Genomic DNA, 3,279 nt, shown 5'->3' on the forward strand with positions numbered 1-3,279 from the left:
GGTCGCCTTGTCCCTGGCCTCCACCGTGGTCGCGCTGGGCGCACTCGTGTTGAGCCTGCCGCTGTGGCTGATCCCTTTGTTCGCGTTGGTGGTGCCACCCTTGATCTGGGGTTGGCTGACCTACCGCGTCATGGCCCACGACACCCTCGCCGACTTTGCCACGCCGCAAGAGCAGGACACCCTGATCCAGCGCCACCGCACGACCTTGCTGCTCATGGGCGTGGTCTGTGGCTACCTGGGCGCAGCGCCTGCTGCCGTGTGGGCCCTGGGCGTGCTGGCCATCGTCCTGGCGCCTTTCATCCTGGTCGTCTCGCTGTGGCTCTACACCCTGGTGTTCGTTTTTTCGAGCCTGTGGTTTGCTCACTTCCTGCTGGCGGCGCTGGCGGCGCTGCGAGCCGAGCCCCTGCCAAGTTCGTTGGCCAACCTCCCTCACTCAGAACATGCCTGACACTCAGAACCCGCGCATCGGCCTCATCATCATCGGCGACGAAATCCTCAGTGGTCGCCGGCAGGACAAGCACCTGGTCAAGGCCATCGAACTCCTGACCGAGCGGGGCATGGCGGTCTCCTGGGTGCGCTATGTGGGCGACGACCCCGCGAGCATCACCGCCGACCTGCGCCACGCGCTGGACAGTGGCGACGTCGTCTTCTCATTTGGCGGCATCGGGGCCACACCCGACGACCACACCCGCGCCTGTGCGGCCGAAGCCGTCGGTCAGCCCTTGGCGCTGCACCCAGAGGCCCGCGACTTGATCCTGATGCGCTGCCGTGAAATGGCCGAGCAAGAGGGCGTGCCCTTCGAGCCGGAATCGGCCGACACCCTCCGGCGCCTGGAGATGGGGCGTTTCCCTCAGGGTGCCAGCATCATCCCCAACCCCTACAACCGCATCCCCGGCTTTTCTTTGGCGGGCCGTGTGCACTTCGTGCCAGGCTTTCCGGTCATGGCCTGGCCCATGGTGGCCTGGGCGCTCGACACCTTGCACGCTGACTTGCACGGGCAAGGGCGCCTGGTGGAGCGCTCGGTGGTGGTCTACGGTGCCATCGAGTCTCGCCTGACGCCCTTGATGGTCGAGATCGAGGCTCGTTTCGCGCCCATCAAGGTGTTCTCTCTGCCCAGCGTTGACCACCCGGTGCATGGGCGCCACATCGAGCTTGGCGTGAAGGGCCTGGCGAGCGAGGTGGATGCGGCGTTCGTCGCCTTGCGTGACGGCCTGATCCAGTTTGGTGCTGAAATAGGCCCCGAATCGGTGCGAAGCTGATTTTGGATCCAAAAGTGCACAAACATAGTGCAAATGCCAAAGGGGCACATGCCGCTTCGTTTTCACGATGTGCGCCATGGCCCTTCGCGGTGCGCCCAGAGATGGCGCATCCCGGGGTTGCGCCCCCTCTGCCATGGACCGAATCCGAGTGCGGCTTGTCCGCGCTCAGCCTGAAGGCACGCTTTCTGCTATTACACTGCGCGCTGTTTCTGGACCAGAGACAGAAAAATTTCTCTTCCTGCTTTCATTAAGCCTGTTGCTAGGAGCTCCTGATGGCCAACAAGACCGTCGCCGACGTGATGAAGATGGTGAAGGACAACGACGTCAAGTTCGTTGACTTCCGTTTCACTGACACCCGTGGCAAGGAACAGCACGTCTCCGTGCCTGTTTCGCACTTCGATGAAGACAAGTTTGAGTCCGGCCACGCGTTCGACGGTTCGTCCATCGCTGGCTGGAAGGGCATCGAAGCCTCCGACATGCTGCTCATGCCGGACCCCAACACCGCCAACGTCGACCCCTTCTTCGAAGAGCCGACCCTGCTGCTGACCTGCGACGTCATCGACCCGACCGACCACAAGCCTTACGAGCGCGATCCCCGCTCGCTGGCCAAGCGCGCCGAAGCCTACCTGAAGTCCTCGGGCCTGGGCGACACCGCTTTCTTCGGTCCTGAACCCGAGTTCTTCGTGTTCGACGGCATCCGTTGGGGCAACGACATGTCGGGCTGCTTCTTCGAGATCCAAGCCGAAGAAGGCGCCTGGAACACCGGCACCAAGTACGAGCACGGCAACACCGGCTACCGTCCCACCGTCAAGGGCGGCTACTTCCCCGTGCCCCCGGTCGACAGCGGCCAGGACATGCGCTCGGAAATGTGCCTGATCCTCGAATCGATGGGCATCCCGGTCGAAGTGCACCACCACGAAGTGGCCAACGCCGGCCAGATGGAAATCGGCACCAAGTTCGCCACGCTGACCCAGCGCGCTGACTGGCTGCAACTGCAAAAGTACATCATCACCAACGTGGCTCACGCCTACGGCAAGACCGCCACGTTCATGCCCAAGCCCCTGGTTGGCGACAACGGCTCCGGCATGCACGTTCACCAGTCCATCTGGAAGGACGGCAAGAACCTGTTCGCTGGCGACGGCTACGCCGGCCTGAGCGAGTTCGCCCTGTACTACATCGGCGGCATCATCAAGCACGCTCGCGCCCTGAACGCCATCACCAACCCCGGCACGAACTCGTACAAGCGCCTGGTGCCTGGCTTCGAAGCCCCGGTGAAGCTGGCCTACTCGGCCAAGAACCGCTCTGCTTCGATCCGCATCCCGTTCGTGTCGAACCCCAAGGGTCGCCGCATCGAGGCTCGCTTCCCCGATCCCTCGGCCAACCCCTACCTGGCCTTCTCGGCCCTGATGATGGCCGGCCTGGACGGCGTGGAAAACAAGATCCATCCGGGCGAAGCCGCCACGAAGGACCTGTACCACCTGCCGCCCGAAGAGGACAAGCTGATCCCCACCGTCTGCCACAGCCTGGACCAGGCTCTGGACGCCCTGGACGCCGACCGCGCGTTCCTGACCAAGGGTGGTGTGTTCACCGATTCCTACATCGACGCCTACATCGACCTGAAGATGCAGGAAGTCACCCGCTTCCGCATGGCCGTTCACCCGGTCGAGTACGACATGTACTACGCACTGTGATCCGCGCAAGCGGTTCGCAAACAGAGAGCGGCTTCGGCCGCTCTTTTTTTTGCTCGCTTGTTCCTCGCACCTTGCCCATGTTGTGGCGACGTGCCTTTCGTTTCGTTTGTGCCGGCCTTGCCTGCCATGGGGCGCCGCTTGCGGGCATACTGCAAGGCATCCGGCTTGCACGCCGACTGACTGCATGACGATGACGAATCCGCTGCACGTGTCTCTCAAGCTGATCTCCCTGGTCTGCGCCCTGAGCGCTGGTGCTGCCGCGTGGGCCCAGGAAAAGCCCGTCTACCGATGCCCGGGCAACCTCTACACCGACTCGCTGAGAGCCAAAG

Annotated in this window: 3 protein-coding genes; all 3 read left to right on the forward strand. The window is 63.3% G+C overall.

The genetic code is table 11. The features are described 5' to 3' along the window. Positions 1-448 (forward strand): EI24 domain-containing protein (locus B2W70_RS08470; RefSeq protein WP_286744751.1); only part of this gene is annotated, 448 nt, incomplete at its 5' end. After that, on the forward strand, positions 441-1,259 hold the full coding sequence (locus B2W70_RS08475; RefSeq protein WP_286744753.1) for a competence/damage-inducible protein A: 819 nt from the start codon (positions 441-443) through the stop codon (positions 1,257-1,259). The genes B2W70_RS08470 and B2W70_RS08475, both read left to right, overlap by 8 nt. 272 nt (positions 1,260-1,531) lie before the next feature. After that, entirely contained in the window at positions 1,532-2,950 is a 1,419-nt protein-coding gene (glnA, locus tag B2W70_RS08480) for a type I glutamate--ammonia ligase (RefSeq protein ID WP_058089082.1), read from the forward strand. Positions 2,951-3,279: the final 329 nt, after the last annotated feature.

It is taken from the genome of Aquabacterium sp. UBA2148 (assembly GCF_002328915.1).
GTDB classification, from domain to species: Bacteria; Pseudomonadota; Gammaproteobacteria; order Burkholderiales; family Burkholderiaceae_C; genus Aquabacterium; species Aquabacterium parvum.